This is a genomic window from Pseudarthrobacter sp. lyk4-40-TYG-27 (assembly GCF_030209295.1).
In the GTDB taxonomy this organism is placed as follows: Bacteria; Actinomycetota; Actinomycetes; order Actinomycetales; family Micrococcaceae; genus Arthrobacter.
Map to the genome: position 1 here is coordinate 421,061 of NZ_JARVSH010000006.1, position 22,329 is coordinate 443,389.

16 protein-coding genes are annotated in these 22,329 nt (G+C 67.5%); 6 read left to right on the forward strand and 10 right to left on the reverse strand.

What is annotated here, in order from left to right; genetic code table 11:
* Positions 1-148: 148 nt before the first annotated feature.
* Positions 149-1,591 carry a zinc-dependent metalloprotease gene (locus QRM96_RS13690; protein WP_285319990.1) on the forward strand — a complete coding sequence of 481 codons (1,443 nt, stop codon included), beginning with the start codon at positions 149-151 and terminating at the stop codon, positions 1,589-1,591.
* Between the two features lie 102 nt (positions 1,592-1,693).
* Here the strand turns inward: QRM96_RS13690 and QRM96_RS13695 are convergent, their stop codons facing one another.
* The 3 genes from QRM96_RS13695 to nudC are packed head-to-tail and all read right to left on the reverse strand — an operon-like array spanning position 1,694 to position 5,557.
* The gene (locus QRM96_RS13695) at positions 1,694-2,347 is read right to left on the reverse strand and encodes a M48 family metallopeptidase (protein ID WP_133830993.1); all 654 of its coding nucleotides are present in this window, start codon (positions 2,345-2,347) and stop codon (positions 1,694-1,696) included.
* The gene (locus QRM96_RS13700; protein WP_285319991.1) at positions 2,344-4,479 is read right to left on the reverse strand and encodes an ATP-dependent helicase; all 2,136 of its coding nucleotides are present in this window, start codon (positions 4,477-4,479) and stop codon (positions 2,344-2,346) included. The genes QRM96_RS13695 and QRM96_RS13700 overlap by 4 nt, the downstream gene beginning before the upstream one ends.
* A 55-nt stretch (positions 4,480-4,534) precedes the next feature.
* Positions 4,535-5,557, reverse strand: coding sequence for an NAD(+) diphosphatase (gene nudC / locus QRM96_RS13705; RefSeq protein ID WP_285319992.1), 1,023 nt, complete (start codon positions 5,555-5,557; stop codon positions 4,535-4,537).
* 143 nt (positions 5,558-5,700) lie between these two features.
* Between nudC and QRM96_RS13710 the strand changes: the two genes are divergently transcribed.
* Positions 5,701-6,933: a macrolide 2'-phosphotransferase gene (locus tag QRM96_RS13710; RefSeq protein WP_285319993.1), complete on the forward strand. Its 1,233-nt coding sequence runs from the start codon at positions 5,701-5,703 to the stop codon at positions 6,931-6,933.
* A gap of 46 nt (positions 6,934-6,979) precedes the next feature.
* Here QRM96_RS13710 and QRM96_RS13715 read toward each other — a convergent pair whose 3' ends face one another.
* The 3 genes from QRM96_RS13715 to QRM96_RS13725 are packed head-to-tail and all read right to left on the reverse strand — an operon-like array spanning position 6,980 to position 14,246.
* Complete coding sequence (locus QRM96_RS13715) at positions 6,980-10,495, reverse strand: ATP-dependent helicase (RefSeq protein ID WP_502934892.1); 3,516 nt, start codon at positions 10,493-10,495, stop codon at positions 6,980-6,982.
* Between the two features lie 8 nt (positions 10,496-10,503).
* A complete protein-coding gene (locus QRM96_RS13720; protein WP_285320042.1) occupies positions 10,504-13,803 on the reverse strand; it encodes an ATP-dependent helicase in 3,300 nt (1,099 codons plus the stop codon).
* 26 nt (positions 13,804-13,829) lie between these two features.
* Complete coding sequence (locus tag QRM96_RS13725) at positions 13,830-14,246, reverse strand: MGMT family protein (protein ID WP_285319995.1); 417 nt, start codon at positions 14,244-14,246, stop codon at positions 13,830-13,832.
* A 63-nt stretch (positions 14,247-14,309) separates the two neighbouring features.
* Between QRM96_RS13725 and QRM96_RS13730 the strand changes: the two genes are divergently transcribed.
* From QRM96_RS13730 to QRM96_RS13745, 4 genes are all read left to right on the forward strand, one after another.
* Positions 14,310-15,020, forward strand: coding sequence for a 3'-5' exonuclease (locus QRM96_RS13730; protein WP_285319996.1), 711 nt, complete (start codon positions 14,310-14,312; stop codon positions 15,018-15,020).
* Between the two features lie 331 nt (positions 15,021-15,351).
* Positions 15,352-16,299: a substrate-binding periplasmic protein gene (locus QRM96_RS13735; RefSeq protein ID WP_285319997.1), complete on the forward strand. Its 948-nt coding sequence runs from the start codon at positions 15,352-15,354 to the stop codon at positions 16,297-16,299.
* A gap of 32 nt (positions 16,300-16,331) precedes the next feature.
* Positions 16,332-17,096: an amino acid ABC transporter permease gene (locus QRM96_RS13740; protein WP_285319998.1), complete on the forward strand. Its 765-nt coding sequence runs from the start codon at positions 16,332-16,334 to the stop codon at positions 17,094-17,096.
* Positions 17,093-17,830 carry an amino acid ABC transporter ATP-binding protein gene (locus tag QRM96_RS13745; RefSeq protein ID WP_018760271.1) on the forward strand — a complete coding sequence of 246 codons (738 nt, stop codon included), beginning with the start codon at positions 17,093-17,095 and terminating at the stop codon, positions 17,828-17,830. The genes QRM96_RS13740 and QRM96_RS13745 overlap by 4 nt, the downstream gene beginning before the upstream one ends.
* Before the next feature lie 113 nt (positions 17,831-17,943).
* On the opposite strand, the gene hemL is transcribed toward QRM96_RS13745, so the two are convergent.
* From hemL to QRM96_RS13765, 4 genes are read right to left on the reverse strand one after another with little or no spacing between them, the layout of a single operon-like run.
* Positions 17,944-19,275 (reverse strand): glutamate-1-semialdehyde 2,1-aminomutase, encoded by a 1,332-nt coding sequence (gene hemL / locus QRM96_RS13750; protein WP_285319999.1) that lies wholly within the window; start codon positions 19,273-19,275, stop codon positions 17,944-17,946.
* Between the two features lie 33 nt (positions 19,276-19,308).
* Positions 19,309-20,385, reverse strand: a complete 1,077-nt coding sequence (locus tag QRM96_RS13755; protein WP_018760273.1) for an LLM class flavin-dependent oxidoreductase — start codon at positions 20,383-20,385, stop codon at positions 19,309-19,311.
* A complete protein-coding gene (gene hemB / locus QRM96_RS13760) occupies positions 20,382-21,365 on the reverse strand; it encodes a porphobilinogen synthase (protein ID WP_285320000.1) in 984 nt (327 codons plus the stop codon). Before hemB ends, QRM96_RS13755 begins: the two co-directional genes overlap by 4 nt.
* 60 nt (positions 21,366-21,425) lie before the next feature.
* On the reverse strand, positions 21,426-22,322 hold the full coding sequence (locus QRM96_RS13765; protein WP_285320001.1) for a uroporphyrinogen-III synthase: 897 nt from the start codon (positions 22,320-22,322) through the stop codon (positions 21,426-21,428).
* Between the last annotated feature and the right edge of the window lie 7 nt (positions 22,323-22,329).

Genomic DNA, 22,329 nt, shown 5'->3' on the forward strand with positions numbered 1-22,329 from the left:
GGTTGTAGTCACCCCACCAACAGTACGCGGTGAAGATGTCCCGGGGCGCTTTGCCTAGAGCGAACGACGGCGGCGGGCGGCAGACAGCCACGCCCCACCGGGGTACCGTGAAGACTGATCAACAGTCACACCATCGATCGGCGGGACCATGACCTCCAACCCACTCAATCCGTCCAACGGCGACGACAATCCCAAGGATCCGTTGACCGAGATGCTGCAGAACCTGATGGGCGGCAAGGGGATGGAAAACTTCGACCCCGCCGAGCTCGCCAAGGCTGCCGGCCTGCCTGACGACCCCAACCTGCTGGCCCAGATGTTCTCCCAGGTGCAGGCGATGATGAATGCGCCGTCCGAAGGACCCGTCAACTGGACTCTGGCGCACGACAACGCCCGGCGCGTCGCCGCCGGCAGTTCAGATCCCTCCGTCACCGCGCAGCAGTCCCGGGACGTCGACGAAGCACTCCGCCTGGCCGAACTGTGGTTGGACCCGGTAACGGACCTGCCCGCCACCGGGCTGATCGGCAAAGCCTGGTCCCGTGCCGAGTGGGTGGAAGCAACCCTTGGCACCTGGAAGCGGCTGACCGAACCGGTGGCCAACAGCATCGCCAACGCCCTGTCCTCGGCCATGACGGAGCAGATGCCCGAGGAGATGAAGTCCATGATGGGCGGCGCCTCCTCGATGCTGCAGAACATGGGCGGGGCCATCTTCGGCATGCAGCTGGGCCAGGCCATCGGGGCCCTGTCCAAGGATGTTGTCAGCTCCACCGATATTGGCGTCCCGCTCGCCGACCTTGAAATGGCGCTCCTGCCTGCCAACGTCGCGGCATTCGGCGAAGGCCTGTCGCTGCCCGAGAACGACATCCGGCTGTTCCTTGCCGTGCGGGAGGCCGCACACGCACGCCTGTTCGTGCAGGTGCCGTGGTTGCGTGGCCACCTGCTGGGCGCCATCGAGGCCTACGCCCGTGGCATCCATATCGACACCTCCCGCATCGAGGAGCTCGCCCGGGACATCGACCCGAGCAACCCGGAAGGCATCCAGGAGGCCCTCTCCCAGGGCGTGTTCATGCCGCAGCGGACCCCCGCCCAGGAGCAGGCACTGGAGAAGCTCGAGACAGCGTTGGCCCTGGTGGAGGGCTGGGTGGACGAACTCACCGCTGCCGCCACCGAGAACCTGCTGCCCTCCGCCGGCGCCCTCCGGGAAACGGTGCGGCGCCGCAGGGCCACCGGCGGTCCGGCCGAACACGCATTTGCCTCCCTGGTGGGGCTGGAGCTGCGGCCCCGGCGCCTGCGCGACGCCGCGACGCTGTGGGCAACGCTGAAAGATGAGCGCGGCATTGAAGGCCGAGACGCCATTTGGCACCACCCCGACCTGCTGCCCACCGCGGAAGACCTCGATGACCCGAAGGGTTTCAGCTCCCGCCGGAAGCTCGCCGAAGCGAGCGACAGCGAGGTCGACGACGCCCTGCAGAAGTTGCTCAGCGGCGGTTTCGACGAGGCGCCCGGTGCTGACGGTGACACCGCCGCCGGCACGGACACAAATGACGGCGGCCAGGACACGGACGACGGCGGTTCGGACCAGCCGAAGAGCTGAGATTGGTTGGCGCGGCCGGGGGTTTCCCGGCCGCGCCGGTCCGTTAAGCCGGGGTGATGGGCCTGCGCGCGGTTGGCGCCGGACGTTGAGCGGTGGGTGGTCCTAGTCGGCGTCGCCCGGCCAGGGGTTCCCGGCAGTGTTGGGCACACGGTCCGGGGCGGCAGCGTCTTTGTCCAGGCCCCGTGCGGTGGCGTATGAGACACCTTCGAGGAACGCCTTCGCGCGCCCGGTGTGGGGATAGGCCTCGAGCAACCGCCAGAACGCCGCGTTGTGCGAGGCCACCAGCAGGTGCGCCAATTCGTGCAGCAGGACGTAGTCGATCACCCATTGGGGCATCGGGCGCAGTTTGTCCGACAAGCGGATGGTCCCGTCGGCGGGGGTCGCGGAACCCCACCGCGAGTTTTGGTTTCCGACCCAGCGTACCGATGTGGGCGTTGCCCGGCCGCCAAGGTATGTTTCAGACAACTGGGCGGCATGGGCGGCCAGGGCTTCGTCGGTGGCGGGACGCCGCCGGCCGGAAGCGGCGCGCCGCTCCCCCTGCTTGTGCAGCTTTGCCAGCATCCGGTGGACCCACTCACGTTCCTGGGCCGCGGTGAACCGGGCCGGAATGGCGACCACGGCGGTACCGTCTTCCCAGAATGCCGCGACGGTCCGGGTGCGGCGCGCCGACCGCCGCACCTCCACGGGGGATCCACCGGTGGTGGTCAGGACGGCGGCGGGCTGCCCGTGGCTGCCTGGCGGGCTGCCGCGCCTCACAGCACGCTGCTTTCGGCAAGGACCTTCAGGACATCCTCCCCATAGCGTTCAAGCTTGGATGGACCGATGCCGGCAAGCCCGGCAAGTTCTTCGAGGGACGCAGGCCGCGCCTCAGCTATCGCAGTGAGGGTGGCGTCGGTGAAGACGACGAACGCGGGAACGTCAGCGGACTGGGCGACGTCGCGCCGCCAGTTCCGGAGGGCGTCAAAGGTCTGTTCCTCGTAGCTGGGCGGACACGCGTTGCAGCGTCCCACCTTGCGCTCCGCCCCGGTGGACAGCATGCTGCCACAAACCCGGCAGACTGCCGGAGCGGCCGCCTTGCGGCGCGGAACCGGTCCCTTGCCGCGGGCGCTGGAGCTGGCAACGGAGTCGGGCCGCAGCCCGTCGAGGAAACGGGACGGCTTGCGGTTGGCCCGGCCGCCGGGAGTCCGCGCCGTGCTCCACGACAGCGAGAGGTGTTCACGGGCGCGGGTGATCCCGACGTAGAGCAACCGGCGCTCCTCATCGACCGATTCAGGCGAATCCGCGAAGGAAATGGGCATCAGGCCTTCGCTGAGCCCCACCAGGAACACGGCATCCCATTCCAATCCCTTGGCTGCGTGCAGGGAGGCGAGCGTCACGCCTTGCACGGTGGGGGCATGCTGGGCGAGGGACCGCTCCTGGAGTTCGTTGACGAAGTCGCCGAGCCCGAATTCCGGACCGCGGTTCTGCGCCAGTTCATCGGCCAGTGCCACCAGCGCCGCCAATGACTCCCACCGCTCGCGGAGGGCGCCACCACTGTGCGGGGCGGAATCCGCGTAGCCGAGGGAGGAAACAATGTCCCGGACCACCTGGCCCAGTGGTTCCGGGGAATCCGCTTCGCTGACGGCCCTGGTGGCGGCGCGAAGCTGGAGAATGGCGTCCCGCACCTCCTTGCGCGCGAAGAAGCGTTCGCCACCCCGCAGCTGGTAGCCGATTCCCGCAGCCGCCAGCGCCTGTTCGTAGGCCTCGGACTGGCCGTTGGTGCGGAAAAGGACCGCGACCTCGCTCGCCGGTGTCCCGGCGTCGAGCAGTGCCTTGATCTTCAGCGCCACGGTGGCGGCTTCGGCTTCGTCGTCCGTGCATTCGGTGAACTGGGGCACGGGGCCGGCGGGACGCTGGGCCACGAGTTGCAGGGGCGTGGCCCAGGCGGCGTCTGCGGCAGGGCCGCCGCTGCGCCGGCCCGCCAGCAGGTCGTTGGCCAGCTTTACAACCTGGGGTGTGGAACGGTAGTCCCGGATGAGCTTGACCACGTTGGCCTGCGGGTAGCGGGTCTTGAAGTCCAGCAGGTGACGGGGGGATGCTCCGGTAAAGGAGTAGATGGTCTGGCTGGCGTCGCCCACCACGCAGAGTTCGTCGCGGCCGCCAAGCCAGAGTTCGAGGAGCCGCTGCTGCAGCGGGGAAACGTCCTGGTATTCGTCCACCACGAAGTGCCGGTACTGCTCCCGGACCGTGGCCGCCACCTTCTCGTCCTCCTGCAGGATGCCCACCGTAATCAGCAGCACATCTTCGAAGTCGATCACGTTGCGGTCCGTCTTGACGTCCTCGTAGGACTGGAAAACGCGGGCCACCGCCGTGAGGTCGAATCCCCCGGGTGCACCGCGTCCCTGCGCGTTCTCCAGGTAATTGGCAGGCGTCAGCATGGACACCTTGGCCCATTCAATCTCCGAGGCGAGGTCGCGGATGGACGCGCGGTCGGTGCTCAGCCTCAGCCGCCGGGCGGCCTCGGCGAGGATCTGGGCCTTGTGATCCAGCAGGTTCGGCAGGGTGCCGCCCACCGCTTGCGGCCAAAAAAACTGCAGTTGGCGCAGCGCGGCGGCGTGGAAGGTCCTTGCCTGGACATTGCCCGCTCCCAGGTCCCGCAGGCGGCTGCGCATCTCGGCCGCGGCCCGGGCGGTGAAGGTCACCGCCAGCAGTCGCTGGGGCGTGTAGACCCCCGAATGGACGCCGTAGGCGATGCGGTGCGTGATGGCGCGGGTCTTGCCCGTACCCGCTCCCGCCAGGACGCACAGCGGACCGTTGAGGGTGCTGGCCACTTCACGCTGTTCGGCGTCCAGCCCCCCGAGGATCCGGTCCTCCAGGGAGGCTGCTCCGTCAAAATTCTCTGTAGTCACTTCTGCTGCTTTGTTTCTCGACTACCGCGTGCTGGAGTCTGGTGGATGGAGTTACTTAGGCTCCGGTCAGGTCCCGGATCCGGCCGCCGTACCAGTGCTCAATCAGTGAGCGGGCAATCGAGAGCCTGCTGGAAATGGTGATTTCGCCACTGAGCACGGCTTCCTGGAGTTCCTCGCGGCTGAACCAGCGGGCCCTGGTGACCTCGACGCCGTCGGGCGTTGCCTGGGTGTCTTCGGTAACGGCGGTAAATCCAAGCATAAGGGAGGCAGGGAACGGCCACGACTGGGAGCCCAGATACTGGCAGGCCGAAACCCGGACCCCGACTTCCTCCTGGATCTCGCGGACGACGGCCTGCTCCAGCGATTCGCCCGGCTCAACAAAGCCGGCAAGGGTGGAGTAATTAATGGCATCCACGGGACCCCCGCCACCGAGCAGCAGCCGCCCGTCCGCGCCGACGACAGTGACGATGATCGCAGGATCGGTCCGGGGATAGTGTTCCGAGTTGTCCGCCGGGCAACGGCGGACCCAGCCGCCGGCTTCCACGACTGTAGGCGTGCCGCAGCGCGGGCAGTGTATGTGGCCGGCGTGCCAGTTGGCGATGGCGCTGGACTCCACGAACAACGCCGTGGAGGTGGCGGTCAGGCCTGCCGCAACGTCCCTGAACCCCGCCCAGGCCGCATCCGCGGGGATGCCGGCCGTACCGGGTTCGGGCGGTTCAGGCAGGACAAACAGCAACAGCTCCGTGCCCTCCGGGAGGTCCGAACCGGGCAGTGCGGAGCCAAGGTACACCACGAGGTGCGGGGTTGCCCCGGCCCTTTCAAGCTCCGCCAAAAGTTCCCTGGCGGGGGCGAGCACCATGGTGCTTTCCTGCACCAGGCCCTGCCGGCCCGACAGGACGACGGCCAGCGCATCCGGACCGGCCAGCAGGTCATCGATCATGCCGGGCCTGATGCGGGCAGCAGATCCCCGGTCCACCAGGGCCGGCCGCACCGGGAGCAGGGTGTCCGCCAGGTGGTTCGCGGGCAACCCTGCCGGCGCAGCCTGGTGAACGGGCAGGACAGACTCCGTATGGCTCATGAGTCCACCGTACTGACTGCCCCGGACATTTCACATTTCATGGTGCGGTTTGCCGGTAGGTAACGCCCCCTGAATTCAAGCAATCTCAAGACTCGCCGCCGGCAGACCTCAGTCTGGGACAGCTGGCAATCTACCGTGGAACGGTGAGAAGAAAACCGATTGAGCTGGCGGCCATTGCAACCGCGGCAGTCCCCGGACTGACGCCGACGGCCGTTAGTTCTGCACCGGATGATCCCGCGGACTTCGACTCGGCCCTGCTCCTGGATTCAGAAGGCAAGCGCTGGCGGGTCAGGTCGCCGCGGCACGCGGAGGCCAGCGCCCGGCTGGAAACGGAGTTCCTGGTGCTGCGGGCCTTCGCTCCGGCCGTGCGGGCCGAACTGCCCTTCCTCATGCCCACGGTAGCCGGCAGCGTACGGCTGGGAACCTTAAGCACCTTCGTGTACTCGCACCTGTCGGGCACCACGCGCAGCGTTGAGGAATTGACGTCCGGTCCGGGCAGCGTCGCCCGCGAAATCGGTACCGCCCTGGCTGCCATCCACGACCTGCCCCGGTCTTTGGTGAGCAACGCCGATCTCCCCAGCTACACCCCCAACGAGTTCCGCCAACGGAGGCTGAACGAGCTGGACCAAGCAGCAACCACGGGTAAGATTCCGGCCGCGCTCCTGCGCCGCTGGGAACACGCAATGGAGGACGTGTCCCTGTGGCGGTTCAACCCCTGCGTGGTCCACGGCGACCTGCACGAAGACAACCTGCTTATCGAGTCAGGGCGGGTCACGGCGGTCACCGGCTGGACAGACCTGAGGATCGGTGACCCCGCGGACGACTTCGCCTGGCTGGTGGCTTCGAATGAGCAGGACTTCGTTGATGCAGTTCTGAAGTCCTACACCTCCGGTCGCCGCGACGCCCCGGACCAGCACCTCCTTCGCCGGGCTGCATTGTCAGCGGAGTTTGCGCTGGCACAATACCTGGTCAAGGGGCTTGCAGCTGGTGATGAGGCCATGGTCATCGAGGCAGAAGGCATGCTGGAGAGCCTGGCCGGCGACATCGCCGAGTTTGGTGGGCAGCCAATAAGCGTCGAACCCCTTCCGGACCCCGCAAGCCGGGACAATGCGGAAGCGGCTGCACCGGCGTCCTCGGAGAGTACCGCGTCGACCGCCGTGCCCACCCCGGCACATTTCGGGTCCTCCCCCGCCGTCACGGTTGTTCCGGTCCCGGCAGAACCGGCAAAACCGGCAGCGCCCGCACAGCCCGCCGTGCATGTGACTCCCATCCCGGTGGAGGAGGCACCCGACGCCGAGGACGGGGCGTCGACGACCCAAGGACCTGATGACACCTCCACCGCCGCCATCTCGGTCATAAACGTCAAACAGGGCTGAGCCGCACCGGGACGCACGCCGGCTGCGCGCAAAGTAAACCCGCGCCTCACGTCCGGGCGAGGGCGCGCGACACTATTCCTTCCAGCTCGGCGGCCGACCCGAGGTCGTGCGGCCGCACCACGGCGTTGTCCGCCACATAGAAGAACGCAGCCCGCACGTCTTCCAGCGGAACGCCTTTCAGGCGTGCCCAGGCAAGCCGGTACACGGCAAGCTGGATCGAACGGGTCTTCAGCTGCCCGGCTGACGGGCGGCGGCCGGTCTTCCAGTCCACCAGGTCCCAGCGGCCGTCGGCGTCCTGGAAGACGGCGTCGACCCGTCCCCGGACAACTACGTCACCCACCCTTGTTTCGACCGGCACCTCAACGAAGGCCGGGGACCTGTCGGCCCATGGGGATGCCTTGAACGTGGCCACCATGTCGTCAAGGTCGTACGCAGCATCGATGTGATCGTCCGACCCCGGCGCCTCGCCGAGGTCAAGCATCCCCGCGGTTCCGAAGTACTCCTCCACCCAGGCATGGAAGGCCGTGCCCTTTCGCGCCGACATGCCCGGTTCGCGGGGAACCGGCCTGCGCAGCCGCCCTGCCACTGCTTCAGGGTCCTCCCCGAGGTCCACGAGGGTGGAGGCGGAGATGTGGGTAGGCAGGTGAACCTCCTGGCCGCCTGACCTTCTGGCCCTGCGTTCCAGCAACAGCGCAGCTTCCCTCGCCCAGCCGGCGGCCGCTCCCGTGAGCAGCGCCCCCCCGCCGTTCCGGGGCACGCCCGCTCCGCTGGATTTCCCGGACGCCTCCGGCAGCTCCACGCCGGCCTCCAGCAGGCCCAACACCCGCCCGGCCGCAGCTTCCATGGCTGCCCTGCGGCCACGTGACATGCGGAGCCGCGCACCGGTCCGCGCGTCCGTCGGACCCTCCAGCGGGTCATAGGGCCACACCGCTTCTTCTGTCTCCAGCGTCAGCGGGCTTTCTTCCGGAAGGGCAGCCTCTTCCAAGGACAACCGATGGATCACAGCGGCAGCCTGAAGTTCGTTGCCGGCCGGCTGGGTCAGTGGTGCAAGCTCCGCCAGGAAGGGGGACATCTCGGCCCGGCCGGCGCGAGAACCCACCCAGGCGGCGCTCGATACCCACAGCACATGCTTGGCCCTTGTGTAGGCAACGTAGGCAAGCCGTCGTTCTTCTTCTTTCCCGTGGGCCTGCACCGCCGCCTTGAAATCTTTCTCAGCATCCAGCCACCCCTTTTGGTCCGGTTGTTCCACGTCCCACTGGGGAAGGTCCGCCCGGTCTCCGCGCAAAGGCCAGGGAAGGGCTGCCGACCCGCTGCTCCAGCGGGAATCCCTGTCGCTCGGGAAGGCTCCCGCGTTCAGCCCGGGCACGAAGACAACGTCCCATTCCAGGCCCTTGGACGCATGGACGGTCAACAGCTGGACTGCTTCCCGGTTCACGTCGCTGGCAGGTGCTTCCAGGCCGTTCTCCTCAGCGGAGGCAGCCTCCAGCCATGACAGGAAGGCGAGGATATCCACCCGTTGGGAGGTTCGGAGGAATCCCGCCGCGGCGTCCTGGAAGGCGTCGAGGTTACGCCGCGCCTGATGGATGCTGATCCCGGGCCGTGCCGCCACCTCGATATCCAGGAGCATGGCCCGTTCCACTTCACCCAGGAGGGTGGTGAGGTCATCGCCAAGGTAACCGCGCAATTGGCGCAGTTCCGCCGACAACCGGGCAAGACGCGTGCGGGCCGGCGCACCAAGGGTCCGTCCGTTCGACGACGTCCATCCGTCGCGCGGCAGGAAGTCCAGGGCTTCCACGAGGCTGGCGCCGTCCGTGAGGTCACTTTCCAGGACCGGCCCCTCACCGGCGTCGCTGTCGGTGTCGGTGACGGTGTCGGTGTCGGTGTCCTCGAGGTTGAGTCCGGCGGAGGCTTTGCCCCGGTTTCGCGCCAGTTGGCTGGACCAGTCCCGCAGCGCCATCAGGTCCGCGGGACCTATGCGCCACCGTGCACCGGCCAGGAGCCGCATGAGGGCATCGGAACGGCCCGGGTCCGCAAGGACTCGCAGGGTGGCGACGAGGTCTACGATCTCGGGGGTGTCCAGGAGCCCGCCAAGGCCCACGATTTCGTAGGCGATGCCACGGGCCTCGAATTGCCGGCGGATGGTTTCCATCTGGGCGCGCCTGCGGCACAGCACGGCCAAGGCAGGGGCAACGGCGGTTCCGTCCGCCGTGGCTTCGAAGTCTGTGACCTTGTACCTCAGGACGTCCTCGGCCAGCGCGGCGGCCTCTTCGACGTCGCTGGCGAAGCGTCCCAGCACCACTGCTCCATCGACAGCGTGGGGGCTGGGTTGCAGCGGGGGCACTTCGGCCACGGCCGCCGTCGCTCCTGCCGGCCCGCGCCTGGCGGCCGACAGGCCAAGGGACTGGGACATGACGTTTGCGGCAGCGAGGATGGAGCGGCCGTTCCGCCAGGCTGTGGTCAAGTAGGAGGTTGGGGCGGGCGCCCAGCCCGACCCCGTGCCGGTTTCAGCGGTCCGGACGGGAAATTCACGGACGAAGTGGAACAACTGCCCGGCGGAAGCGCCGCGGAACCCGTAAATCGACTGGTTGGGGTCGCCGACTGCCGTGACCGCATGGCCGCCGCCGAAAAGGCGGGAAAAAAGTACCAGTTGCGCGTACGACGTGTCCTGGAACTCGTCGAGCAGGACAACCTTGTACCGCTGCCGCTCCATCGCGGCCGCCAGGGGAACCTCCTGCGCCACTTTCGCGGCGAGAGCCACGAGGTCCCCGAAATCGAGGGCGCCGCGGGCACGTTTCGCCGCAGCGTAGCGGCCCACCATATCAGCGACGCTCGCCCTGGTCCGCAGCATTCCGGCAAGCTCCGCCGCTGCCTGCGGCGGGTTCTTCTTCTTGTCTGCCAGATACGGCAGGGACTCGAATTCCGAGAGGCGCGCCATCAACCAGGCTTCGACGTCCTCGGGTTCCTGGAGGTGTTCGGCGCACTCCCCCGCCAGTTGGATCACGGCCTTCACCAGGGTGGATTTCGCCGCCCGGAAGTGGGCGTATTCGCCGTCGTAGGCCTCAACCACCTCACTTGCCAACTGCCATGCCTGCGCGCCGCCAAGCAATACCACATCGCGTTCCACACCCAGCCGGAGGCCGTAGTCCGAGACGATGCCGCTGGCGAAGGAATGGTACGTGGACACCTTGGGTTCCAGTGCGTCGCTGCTGAGCAGGCCCTCCGGAAACATCCCGCCGCCGGCGTCCTTTGCGGCAAGCCGCTGCAGGGCCAGCAGCTTCGACCGGATCCGGCTGGCGAGCTCGCCGGCAGCCTTCCGGGTGAACGTCACCCCCAGGACTTCCTCGGGCGTCACCCAGCCGTTGGCCACCAGCCATACCACTCTGTCCGCCATGGTGGCGGTCTTTCCCGAACCCGCCCCCGCGATCACCAGCCGGGGCGACAGGGGGGAAGAGATGATGGCCGACTGCTCCGGCGTCGGGATGTTCTTTTCGCCGAGCAGCACGGACAGCTCTTCGGGACTGAAACGGGATGTGGCGGCCTCCCCTGCAGTCAGGACCTCCATCGGGTGGCTCATTCGGTGACCTGCCTTCCACGGGCACACAGCGGACATACTTCGGGAAGCCGGCAGCCATGGCCGCCGTGGCTGCCCTTGGCCGGATCGTGCCGTGCGACGAATTCGCTGCCACCCATCACGGCGGCCGCATCCTTGACCATGTCCAACGCCCAGTTTTCCTGCGGGTCCAGAGGCTCCTGCTGCTGGATGGACGGGTTCTTGGCCCCGGTGCCGAGCTGCGCCAGGATGGCACCGCCGGACAAGCCGTTCCCCTGCGGGCCGGCCTCGAAACCGCCGGCGACCACCGCTGCCTGGTATGCACCAAGCTGTGGATGGCTGGAGAGCTCACCCTTGCCGGGCTGCCTCTTGCCGGTCTTGAGGTCCACCACCACCAGGCGGCCCTCGCCGTCGACCTCCAGCCGGTCCACCTGCCCGCGGAGCACTGCATCGCGCGGCGCCGCTGCGTCCACCACCACGTCCCCTAGGGCGACATCGAAGTCCTTTTCCACGCCCAGCAGGCTGCGGCCTTCAGCCCTCATGGCCACCACATACTGCGCCAACTTCCGCACCATGGACTCGGCGCGCTGAAAATCCAGCCGCCCTTCCCAGTTATCCTTCATCCCCAGCGCCGGCCAACGGCGCACCAGCTCCGCAACGTACTCGGAGCCGGACGCTTCCGGCATGTCCTGGGCGATCGCGTGCACAAGGGTGCCAAGGCTGCGGGCAAAGTCGGTGGCCGCCTCGCCGCCCGCCGCCTGGACGAACCAGTCCAGGGGCGACTTCTGCACGGTCTCCACCTTGGACGGGGACACGAACACGGTGGACCCCGGCGGCACCACGGCCTCGGAGGAGCTCAGCGGAGCCAGCCCCCACCAGGTGTCCGGGTGGGCACCGGCGACCGCAGGTTCGGCGGCGGCCAGGCGTGCCAGCACTTTGGCCGCCTCCTCCCTGTGCGCGGGATCCGCAGCATCGGATTGGGCATATTGCCGGAGTTCGGCGACCAGGGCACGCAGGGTCATGGGCCGCTCGACCTGGGTGAAAACGCGCCCCTCCTGCCCCGGTTCCAGTGGTGCGACGAAGTCCAGGAAGGATGACGGTTGGTCGTCTTCCGATGAGACGGCGGTGCACACCAGGAGTTCGCGTGCCCGCGATACCGCCGTGGAGAAACTGCGCAGTTCGTCATAGCGGATATCCCTCAACCGGCTCAACGGATCCCGTTGGAGCGCATACTCCGGTCCGTGTTCCACGGCGTCGGCGTAAAGGGTGCTGCCGAGCAGTTCGCCGCGGAGCCTGGTATTGGGCCACACACCCTCCTGCAGGCCCGCAATGATGACGACCGGCCATTCGCGGCCCGCGGCGCTGGCCGGCGTCATCAGTTCAACGGCGTCATCCAGCTGGGCGCGGGCAGCGAGGGTGTCCATGGGAAGCTCCTGGTTCAGCAGGTATTCCAGGAACTGCTCAGGGCCCGCGCCGGGCATCTGGTCCACATAGCGTTCAGCGGTGTGGAAGAGGGCCATCATCGCGTCGAGGTCGCGGTCGGCCCGGGCCCCGTGCGGACCGCCCGACAAGGCAGTTGAGGTCCATGCGGGGGCGAGGCCGGTGGAGTTCCACAGAGCCCACAACACTGATTCGGCATTGGCGCCGGGCAGGGCGGCTGCCGCCCGGCCGGCCTGGATCATCCTTGCGGTTCGCCGCGCTGCCCGGCCTTCAAGGCCCAAGGCGCCGAGCGCCCCGGGCTCGAGCAGTGCCTCGACCAGGAGGACATCGCTGGCCCGCCCGCCGCCACCGAGGAGTTCCTCCCGGCGCAGCGATTGCCGGAGCCGCCGGAGCTCGATGGATGTGGCCCCTCCGATGCGCGACGTCAGGAGGGCCACGGCGGCTTCCGGCGTCAGCAGGGCCGGATCCAAGGCAATGGCGAAGGCATCCAGGAGCGGCCGGACCGCCACCTCGTCCCGGACCGCGGATTCAGCCACGGGGACCCGGACCGGGATGCCCTGCCCGGACAGGTACCGCTGCAGCTTGCTGACCTGGCCGCCATTGCGAACGATCACCGCCATGTCGCCAAGTCCGCGGTTGTGGTTGATGTGCTGGTCGAGGATCCGTTGGGCAACATAGCGGAGTTCATGGACCGGCGTGGGGACCAGGTGGGCCTCGACACGGCCGGGCCGGACATCTTCTCCGTCCGGCGCCGGACCATCGTCCCGGGCCGGCCGGCCGATTGGCTCCAGTCGCCGCGCCAACTGGCCGCCGGCGCGTTGCGAAATGCGGCCGGCAACACTGAGCCATGATTCGGCCACCGCGGGTGCCAGGCGGTGCGCGTAACGGAGCGGGCGTTCCAGGACGGGCTCCTGGCCTGCCAGGAGCCGGGGCAATTCTGCCACGAGGTCCGGCCTGGCGCCACGGAATCCCTGGACTACGGTGTCCGGGGACGACGTCACGTAGGAGTCGCTGCCGGCCGCGATATCGGCCAGCAGTTCGAAGATGGCGGGGTTGGCTTCCTGGATATCGTCCACCAGGACCACTTGCAGGCGCTCGCGCTCGGCCGCCAGGAAATCCGGGGCGTCCTGGAAGATCTGTCGGGCGGCTGTGATGATTCCGGCGGGGTCGAACGCTTCAGGCATCCGCAGGTCCAGGACGTCCCGGTACTCGGCGTAGAGCGCTGCCGCCGCTTTCCAGTCCGGACGTCCGCACTGGTCCGCCAACCGATAGAGATCCTCGGCAGTCCGGCCGGATTCAATCACACGGTCAAAGAGCTGCCGCACCTCCTGTCGGAAACCACGGGTTTCCAGTGCACGGTCAAGATCGGCCGGCCACGGCAGCTCGAGGCCGGGAATCCTGTGTCCCTCCAGGAGCTCCTTGATGATCAGGTCCTGCTCCGGACCGGACAACAGCCGGGGTGGCCTTGAGAGCTGGATGACGCCCTCGGCCTTGGCCCGCCGGATGAGGTCGAATGCATAGGACGCCCAGGTCCTGGCGGGAGTGGTGCTGAGGCTCCGGTCAAGTCGGGCCGTGAAGCGGTCCCGCAGGAAGTCTGCGGCAAGGCGGGTGGGCGCCAGGATCAGCATGCGCTCCGGATCCACCCCGTCACGGAAAACGCGCTGGACTGCTGCCTCGACCAGGACGGTGGTCTTTCCCGTGCCCGGTGCGCCGGGTACCAGGACCGGCCCGGAACCCTGCGGAACATCCACCGCTGCCTGCTGGTCCGGCGTGAGCTGGATTGCTTCGGCGTGCACCCGGCGGGGCGGGAGCAGCCGGAGGGCCGGGGCACCGGGGAATGCGGCCTCCGGAGCTTCCTTCGGCTCCTGCCGCGGGGCCAAGGAGCCGTCCAAGGGGATTGCTACTGTCACAAACTCATTCCATCATCAGCCACTGACAAACTCCGGAGCCGACCCTCCAACTCTCCGGCGGCGTCGTCGATCCGCTCAAAATCCTCATCGGTGGGGGCCCAGCGTGCCGCAGCCAAATCCACGCGCCAACGTCCTTCGCCTGTCCGCAGGTACGCGGCATGGTCTCCCTTCAGCGGGGTACCCTCCTCGAGGTAGCGGTATAAGGCCTCGGCTTCATGGCCTTCGGGAGCATGCCCGCTCGCTTTCAGGACGCGCCACCAGGGCACGCTGCTTCCGTAGTGGCTCATCACCGAGCCCACCTGCCGGGGCCCACCGGAGCCCAGGAGCTCGGCGACATCCCCGTACGACACTGCGGATCCCGGCGAAACCAGCCTGACAACGGCAAGGACCGCCTGGACATACTCTTTCCGCATTGATCCAATGTAGCGGCAGTGGCGTTCCACTAAATTGTCGGCGGGTCCCCTTAGCGTTGAACCATGAGCTCCTGGCACACCCTCCCCCGCGCAGCATTTGATCTTGAAACCACCGGCCGCAATTCGCGTGCGGCCAGGATCGTCACGGCGTCGATCACCGTGGTGGACCATGAAGGCGGGGTCATCAAGGAGCACGAGTGGCTGGCGGACCCGGGTGTGGAAATTCCCACGGAAGCCAGTGATGTCCACGGCATCACCACCGAGCAGGCAAGGCGGGACGGCCGGCCGGCCCATGAGGTGACGCGGGAGGTCGCCGCCGTCCTGCAGGAACTCTTTGACTCGAAAATTCCGGTCATCGCGTTCAATGCCAGCTACGATTTCACCGTCCTCGCGGCGGAGTCGGCGCGGTACGGGGTGCCGCAACTCCACCGCTTCCCCATCCTGGACCCGTACATCATGAACAAGCAGGTGGACCGGTACCGCAAGGGCAAACGGACACTCACGGCCCTTTGCGAGGAATACGGCGTAAACCTGGACAACGCGCACACCTCTGCCGCCGATGCTCTCGCCACCCTGCGCGTCCTCGATGCGATGGCCGGGAAGTTCCCCAAATTGCAGATGCCGGCAGGCAACCTGCACCAACTGCAGATCGAATGGGCCACGGCCCAGGCCGCCGACTTCCAGAACTACCTCCGCAAGACCAAGCCTGCGGCAGTGATCGAGGGAGACTGGCCGGTCCTGCCGCCCCAGGATGCCACTGCCGGAGGCTTCTAGCCCGCTCCTGCCGCCTGCCGGATTGGGAGGCATGTCACAGTCACGTTGCTTAATGCAAGTTCCCCCTCAGGTCGGCTGATCCTTCGTCCGGGTGGCCGCCAGGCGCTTTGATCACTCCGTAATTCCTTCCGTGGCTGATCATTATTCGGTCAAGCAGTCACGGAACGGCACTTTCTTCAGCTCACAGTGCCTGATAGCGCTGGTGAGACAATAAAGTTTTGCGGTCACCGCCTGCCCAGCCCGGCTGGACCAGCGCCGGGAGCAGGTGCCAGGCGCCACAGCGCAGCCCTGCGGCCCGGTCGACTTAGGACTCAATGAAAGTGACAACCTGATGAAAATCAAAGCGATGAAGTGGCTCACAACCGCTCCTGTTGCCCTCGCCCTTGCGGTTTCGCTCGCGGCGTGCGGCGGCTCCTCCCAGCCGAGCGGCACCCCCACCGACGCCCTGAAGGGCAGCGACCAGCAGACACTGGACAAGTACACCACCGCGGACGTCACGCCGATCGACAAGATCGACAAGACCAAGCTCGGCCTCATCACCGAGGGCACCCTGCGCGTCGGCACCCTCTCCGATGCCCCGCCGAACATCTTCATTGACCCTTCCGGCAAGTTCACCGGCTACGACAACGAGCTGCTGCGGGCTATGGCCGACAAGCTGGGGCTCAAGATCGAGTTCGCCTCCACAAAGTTCCAGGCGCTTCTCAGCCAGGTGAAGAACAAGCAGTTCGACGTCGGCTCGTCCTCGATTTCCACAACGGACGCCCGCCGCGAAACGGTTGCGTTCACTAACGGTTATGACTTCGGCTACATGGCTCTTGTGACTAAAGAGGATGCCAAGGTCCAGAAATTCGCCGACCTGAAGGGCAGCCTTCGCATCGGCGTCGTCAGCGGCAGCGTGCAGGAGGACTACGTCAAGAACACCCTCAAGCTTGAGCCTGTTTCCTTCCCCGACTACAACACCGTGTTCGCCAGCCTCAAGAGTGGGCAGGTGGACGCTTGGGTGGCTCCGTCCCAGCAGGCCACCGGCCAGGTCAAGCCCGGCGACGGCACCAAGATTGCTGAGAAGAAGCTCAACACGCAGAACTTCACCGCCTACGCCGTAGCCAAGGACAACCCTGCCCTGCTCGACGCTCTTAACTCGGCCCTCGACGCCGTGGTTGCCGACGGGACCTGGTCCAAGCTGACGGCCCAGTGGTACACGGACCGCCCGACGTCCGCCGAGCAGACCCCCGAGGGGTGGAAGCCGGGCAGCAAGGCCGTCAAGGTCCCCGCGAAATAGATACCGGCTACCAGGAGAGATAGCGACGCCATATGGATTTCCTGACACGACTCGGAGAGACCTTCTTTGACTGGGGGAAGATCGCTGAGGTCTTGCCAAGCATGTTCACCGTTGGCCTGCCCAACACCTTGGTCCTTGCGATCACCTCGGGACTTATCGGTGCCTTCCTCGGTCTGATTCTGGCTCTCATGGGAATCTCCCGTAATCCCGTGGCACGGTGGGCGGCCCGGGTGTACACGGACGTTTTTCGTGGACTCCCGGCCGTCCTCACCATCTTGGTCATCGGACTTGGATTCGGACCGATTTTCCGCGAGATATCGGGTAGCAACAGCCCCTACCCCATGGGCGTTGCGGCTCTGTCGCTCATGGCCGCCGCGTACACGGGCGAAATCTTCCGCTCCGGCATTCAAAGCGTAGACAAGGGTCAGCTTGAGGCGTCACGGGCCTTGGGGTTCGGTTATGGCCCGTCCATGCGCCTAGTCGTGGTGCCGCAAGGTATCCGCCGGGTACTTCCTGCCCTGATGAACCAGTTCATCGCTCTGATCAAAGATTCCTCGTTGGTATTCACCTTGGGCTTGCTGGCAACGGAACGGGAATTGTTCCAGATCGGCCAGGACGCCGCCGCACGCAGCGGGAACCTATCCCCGTACGTGGCAGCGGCTATTTTCTACCTCGCCATGACCATTCCACTCACTCACCTGGTGAACTTTATTGATTCCCGCCTCCGCACCGGACGGCCGGAAAAGAAAGAGCCGGACGAAGCTGCAGCGGTCGTCGGGAAGGGAGCCCAGGCATGAGTGAGTTCACGTCCGGAACACTGAGCGCAAAGAATATCCACCTGTCCTTCGGCAGCAACCACGTGCTGCGGGGCATTGACCTGCACGTTCCGCAGGGCACCACGGCTTCCGTCATTGGCCCTTCGGGGTCGGGCAAGTCCACCCTGTTGCGGGTCATGAACCGGCTGATTGAACCGGACCAGGGGGACATCCTGCTGGACGGCCGTTCGGTCCTGAAGGACAACCCGGATGAACTCCGGCGCCGGATCGGGATGGTGTTCCAGCAGTTCAACCTGTTCCCGCACAAGACGGTGGTGGAGAACGTCTCGCTTGCCCTGCGGAAGCTGCGCAAGCTCTCCAAGGAGGAAGCGCGCGCCGAGGCCCTGGAGCAGTTGGACCTTGTCGGGTTGAAGCACAAGGCTGATTCCCGGCCCGCCAACCTGTCCGGCGGGCAGCAGCAGCGCGTCGCCATTGCCCGCGCGCTGGCCATGAAGCCGGAGGTGATGTTCTTCGACGAGGCGACGTCCGCGCTGGACCCCGAGCTGGTCAAGGGCGTGCTTGCCCTGATGGCGGACCTGGCCAAGGGCGGCATGACCATGGTGGTTGTCACCCACGAGATGGGCTTCTCCCGCAATGTCTCGGACGCGGTGACGTTCATGGACGCCGGCGTGGTGGTGGAGTCCGGCCCTCCTGAGCAGGTCTTCACCGAGCCACGGACGGACCGGCTGAAGGGCTTCCTCGCCGACGTCCTGTAGGCAGCCAAGCAGACACGGACCAAAAATCCCCGCCTCCCGGACTGTTCCCCCTTGTACGCAGGGGGGAAAAGTCCGGGAGGCGGGGATTGTCCGTTTAACGGTCGACGGCGGTCCTAGGCCTGGGCGGCTGCGGCCGCCTTGGCTGCGGCCGGAAGTGCGTCGTAGATCCGGTTCATGGCGTCGTCGTCGTGCGCGGCCGAGAGGAACCATGCCTCGAAGACCGAGGGCGGCAGGTAGACCCCGGATTCCAGCATGGAGTGGAAGAACGGGGCGTAGCGGAACGTTTCCTGCGCCTGGGCGTCGGCATAGTTGTGGACACCATGGGCGGAGGTTCCGAAGGCCACCGAGAAGAGGTTCCCGGCGAACTGGACGGAGTGGTCCACCCCGGCCGCATCCAGGGCGGTGGAAACTGCGGAGGACAGTTCCAGCGAGCGGACGTCGATGAAGGAGTAGACATCCCGCGTGGCGTGGGTCAGGGTGGCGACGCCGGCCGCCATGGCCACCGGGTTACCGGACAGCGTCCCGGCCTGGTACACCGGGCCGGTAGGTGCCAGATAGTCCATGACGTCGGCGCGGCCGCCGAGGGCCGCCGTCGGCATTCCGCCGCCGATGACCTTGCCGAAGGTGAGCAGGTCCGGGGTCCAGGGCTGTTCGGCGTCGGGGGCACCGCCGGTGAGGCCCCAGTAGCCGGAGTAGCCGGTGCGGAAGCCGGTCAGGACCTCATCGACGATGAGGAGCGCGCCGTGCTCCCGGGTGATCCGGGAAAGGCCCAGGTTGAAGCCCTCGCGGGGGGTGACGACGCCCATGTTGGCCGGTGCCGCCTCGGTGATGACAGCTGCGATGTTCTGTCCGTGCGCGGCGAAGGCTTCCTCGACGGCCTGGAGGTCGTTATAGGGCAGCACCAGGGTTTCAGCGGCGGTCGCTTCTGTGACGCCGGCGGACCCGGGCAGGGCGAGGGTCGCCACGCCGGAGCCGGCGGCGGCCAGCAGTCCGTCAAGGTGGCCGTGGTAGCAGCCGGCGAACTTGATGATCAGGTTGCGGCCGGTGAAGCCGCGGGCCAGCCGGACCGCCGTCATGGTGGCCTCCGTGCCGGTGGACACCATCCGCAGGCGTTCGACGGCGGGCACGCGCTCCTGGACGATGGCCGCCAGGTTCGCCTCATCAGGCGTGGACGCACCGAAGGAAAGGCCACGGTCGACGGCGGCGTGGACGGCATCCAGCACGGCCGGGTGGGCGTGGCCCAGCAGGGCCGGTCCCCACGAGCAGACGAGGTCCACGTATTCCTTGCCGTCGGCGTCGGTCAGGTAGGGGCCCTTGGCTGAGACCATGAACCGAGGCGTGCCGCCGACGGAGCCGAAGGCGCGGACCGGCGAGTTGACGCCGCCCGGCATCAACTGGCGGGCGCGGTCGAAGAGTGCCTCGTTGCGAGGATTGCTGGAAGTCATGGTTCCTATTCTCTCAGTTAGCCGTAAGCACGGTTAGCCGGCGAGCAGCTCGGCCACCCGGGGCGCCACCGCCGTACCCATCAATTCGATCGAGCGCATCATGGCCGCATGCGGCAAAGGCCCGTTGCTGTATTTCAGGTCGAAGCGGTCCACGCCCAGGTTGCGTTTGAGCCGCACGATCTTTTGGGCCACCGTCTCCGGCGAGCCGACGTAGAGGGCGCCCTCGGCCGAGCAGAGGGCATCGAACTCGCCCCGGCCGGCCGGCCCCCAGCCGCGCTCGGCACCGAGCTTGTTGCGCAGCTTCAACCAGTGCGGGAACAGCTCTTCGCGGGCCTGCTCATCGGTGTCGGCCACATGGCCGGGCGAGTGCGTAGCCATCTGCTGCATCGGGTGGCCGTACTTGGCCATGGCCTCGCGGTAGAGGTCGGCGAGGGGCCGGAAACCGCGCGGCTGGCCGCCGATGATGGCGAAGATGATGGGGTAGCCGTACTGGGCGCACCGGAGGACGGATTCGGGGGTACCTCCCACGCCGATCCAGGTGGGCAGGAGGTGGTGTTCCAGCGGCGGGTAGACGCTCAGGCCGGCGAGGGCCGGGCGGGTGCGGCCTTCCCAGTGCACAGGTTTCTGTGCGCGGACCTTGTCGAACAGCTCGAGTTTCTCTTCGAACAGGACCTCGTAGTCGGCCAGGTCCAGCCCGAACAGCGGGAAGGATTCGATGAAGGATCCGCGCCCCAGCATGACTTCCGCCCGGCCGTTGGAGATTGCGTCCACGGTGGAGAAGCGCTGGAACACCCTGATGGGATCGTCCGAGCTCAGGACGGTCACGGCAGAGCCCAGGCGGATGCGGGTGGTGCGTGCCGCAGCGGCGGCGAGGAAGACTTCAGGCGCGGACACGGCGTAGTCCTTGCGGTGGTGCTCCCCCACACCGAAGGCGTGGAGTCCGACGGCGTCCGCCAGTTCAGCCTGTTCCAGCAGTTGGCGCAGGACCTGGGCATGCGGCTGCGGGCTGCCGTCGGGGGCCTCACCCACGTCGCCGAAGGTGTTCAGGCCCAGGAGGATGCGGTCGTCCCCCACCGGCGCGGTGGGTCCCGCCGCCTGGGCGGCCGTCACCGGGATTCCTTGAGCCAGCCGGCCAGTTCGGTGGCCCAGTACGTGAGGACCATGTGGGCGCCGGCCCGGCGGATGCCGAGGACGGACTCGGTGATGGCGGCGCGGCGGTCGATCCAGCCGTTGGCGGCAGCGGCCTCGATCATCGCGTACTCGCCGGAGATCTGGTAGGCGGACACGGGCACGGGGTTCATCGCGGCGACGTCGGCCACGATGTCGAGGTAGCTCATGGCCGGTTTGACCATGATGATGTCCGCGCCTTCAGCCAGGTCCAACTCCACTTCGCGGAGGGCTTCGGTGCGGTTGCCTGCATCCATCTGGTAGGTCCGCCGGTCTCCCTTGAGCTGGGAGTCCACGGCTTCCCGGAATGGTCCGTAGAACGCCGACGCGTACTTGGCGGAGTAGGCGATCACCGACGTGTTGAGGTGGCCGGCGTCGTCAAGGGCTGAGCGGATGGCGGCGATCTGGCCGTCCATCATGCCGGAGGGGCCCAGCATGTGGGCGCCGGCCTCAGCTTGCGCCACGGCCATCCGGGCGTAGATTTCCACGGTGCGGTCGTTGTCTACGTACCCGTCGGCGTCGAGCACCCCGCAGTGTCCGTGATCCGTGAATTCGTCCAGGCAGACGTCGCTCATGATCACCAGGTCGTCGCCCACTTCCGCGCGGACGTCCCGGATGGCCTTGTTCAGCACACCGTCCGGATCCAGGGACGCCGAGCCTTCGGCGTCGCGGGTTTCCGGGATGCCGAAGAGCATGATGCCGCCCAGGCCGAGTTCCACGGCTTCCGCCGCGGCCCGTTTGAGCGTGTCGGTGGTGTGCTGGACCACGCCCGGCATGGACGTGATGGGGTTGGGTTCGGTGAGGCCTTCCCGGATGAAGGCCGGGAGGATGAGTTCGGCGGGCGCGAGCCGGGTTTCGGCGGTCAACCGGCGCATGGCGGGGGTGGTGCGCAGGCGGCGGGGGCGTTGGTTGGGGAAAGTCATGGGTCCTGTCCTTCGCGTGGTTCATCAGGCTTTTGGGGAGCGGGGAGGCGGGCGGGCCGGTCAGGGCGGGTTGAGGGCCTTCGCGACGGCGGCAACCAGCCCGTCAGGGGTGGGCTCGTCCGCCACCGCAGCCACGTCCTGGCCGAGCGCCACGGCCTGCTCCGCCGTCGACCGGCCGATGACGACCAGCCGGCAGCCCGGGCGGCCCGCGAGGGCTGAGAGGCGTCGCACAGCGCTGGGCGAGGCGGCTATCGCCGCATCGATGCGCCCCGCGGCGATCTCCGCCGCGGCGCCTTCCGGGGTGAGGAGGGAGTACGACGGCGGCTGGTGGCGTGCGCCGCCGTCGTCCGCTTGGACGGCGAGCCGGCGCTCTGCTGCCGCCGGGTAGTCCACGGTGCGGTAGGCAGTGACCGTCGTGACATCGCCCCCTGCCGCCCGCAGGCCATCGGCCAGTGTGGCAGCGGCGATGTCGGCCTGCGGCAACAGGATCCTGCCGCCTCCCGGCCAGACGCCCAGCAGGCCCGCTGCCGACTGCTCTCCGGCCGGAACAAGGGAAACGGTGAGGCCACCGGATTCCAGGAGCCTGCGCGTCGCCGGACCGATGGCCGCGATGCGCGTGCCTTCAGGGACCAGTCCGGCCAGGCCGAAGCCCCGGTCTGCGGCTTTTTCCAGCAGGACGTGCACGGTGGTCGCGCTGCTGAGCACCAGCCAGTCAAAGGCGCCGGCGGCCAGGGCATCGCAGGCGACGTCCACCGCGTGCTGGTCCGGTGCCCGTTCGAAGTCGATCAGCGGCAGCAGAACCGTCTCGGCGCCTGCCCTTTCAAGGGCGTCCACCAGGGCGGCGGCGCGTTCCGGGCTCCGGGTGACCAGCACCCTGGCACCGGCCAGGGGTCCGCCGCCGGACGGTTCACCGCTGCGCGGCGTGTCCGGTCCGGGGCTCGGCGAAGGCTGCGTCATCGCCAGG

Excerpts from the sequence above, each read along its gene's own strand:
- QRM96_RS13690 (WP_285319990.1), top strand. The coding sequence starts at position 149 with ATGACCTCCAACCCACTCAATCCGTCCAACGGCGACGACAATCCCAAG.
- nudC (WP_285319992.1), bottom strand. The coding sequence starts at position 5,557 with ATGAGCCATACGGAGTCTGTCCTGCCCGTTCACCAGGCTGCGCCGGCA.
- QRM96_RS13715 (WP_502934892.1), bottom strand. The coding sequence starts at position 10,495 with ATGGAGGTCCTGACTGCAGGGGAGGCCGCCACATCCCGTTTCAGTCCC.
- QRM96_RS13725 (WP_285319995.1), bottom strand. The coding sequence starts at position 14,246 with ATGCGGAAAGAGTATGTCCAGGCGGTCCTTGCCGTTGTCAGGCTGGTT.
- QRM96_RS13730 (WP_285319996.1), top strand. The coding sequence starts at position 14,310 with ATGAGCTCCTGGCACACCCTCCCCCGCGCAGCATTTGATCTTGAAACC.
- QRM96_RS13735 (WP_285319997.1), top strand. The coding sequence starts at position 15,352 with ATGAAAATCAAAGCGATGAAGTGGCTCACAACCGCTCCTGTTGCCCTC.
- QRM96_RS13740 (WP_285319998.1), top strand. The coding sequence starts at position 16,332 with ATGGATTTCCTGACACGACTCGGAGAGACCTTCTTTGACTGGGGGAAG.
- QRM96_RS13745 (WP_018760271.1), top strand. The coding sequence starts at position 17,093 with ATGAGTGAGTTCACGTCCGGAACACTGAGCGCAAAGAATATCCACCTG.
- hemL (WP_285319999.1), bottom strand. The coding sequence starts at position 19,275 with ATGACTTCCAGCAATCCTCGCAACGAGGCACTCTTCGACCGCGCCCGC.
- hemB (WP_285320000.1), bottom strand. The coding sequence starts at position 21,365 with ATGACTTTCCCCAACCAACGCCCCCGCCGCCTGCGCACCACCCCCGCC.
- QRM96_RS13765 (WP_285320001.1), bottom strand. The coding sequence starts at position 22,322 with ATGACGCAGCCTTCGCCGAGCCCCGGACCGGACACGCCGCGCAGCGGT.